Source organism: Delftia sp. ASV31 (assembly GCF_016428765.1).
In the GTDB taxonomy this organism is placed as follows: Bacteria; Pseudomonadota; Gammaproteobacteria; order Burkholderiales; family Burkholderiaceae_C; genus Comamonas; species Comamonas acidovorans.
Window position 1 is genome coordinate 1 of record NZ_JAELTK010000210.1, and the last position, 468, is coordinate 468.

Annotated in this window: 1 protein-coding gene; it reads left to right on the forward strand. The window is 44.2% G+C overall.

The features are described from left to right. Window positions 1–185: hypothetical protein (locus JHD82_RS30055; RefSeq protein WP_233174954.1), on the forward strand; the 185-nt coding region annotated here is incomplete at its 5' end. Window positions 186–468: the final 283 nt, after the last annotated feature.

The following is a 468-nucleotide window of genomic DNA, read 5'->3' on the forward strand; positions in this document are numbered from 1 at the left end:
CCCCCCCCCCCCCCCCCTTTTTTACTCATCCCCCCACCCCCGATCTCTACACTGTTCGCATTTCGTCGGCAGCGTCAGATGTGTATAAGAGACAGGCTATATATTTCGTCGTGCCTGATGAATCCGGTGCTTGTGGACTTCAGTGCAAAGAAACAAACGCCAAATACCAACAGCAAGGCAAATAAAAGCAAAGGCAGGTTTGCGCTAGTCAGTATCCCGGAAATAACACGTGCGAGGGCAAAGATCAAAAATACAAATTCCACAATCCATGGCAATATATACAACAATCTGGGCAACTCAATATCACCACTATAGAACGCAAGTCCTACCGCCAGGAAAATCCCCACTAACGCAAATGCCGCATACTCCGATGCAGATATATCTGCAGAATTGAATTTTCTCTTAGAAAACAACATCAATATTGCCAAAGATAAGCCAGAAAACTCAAAGAATTAAAAAATACAGTGA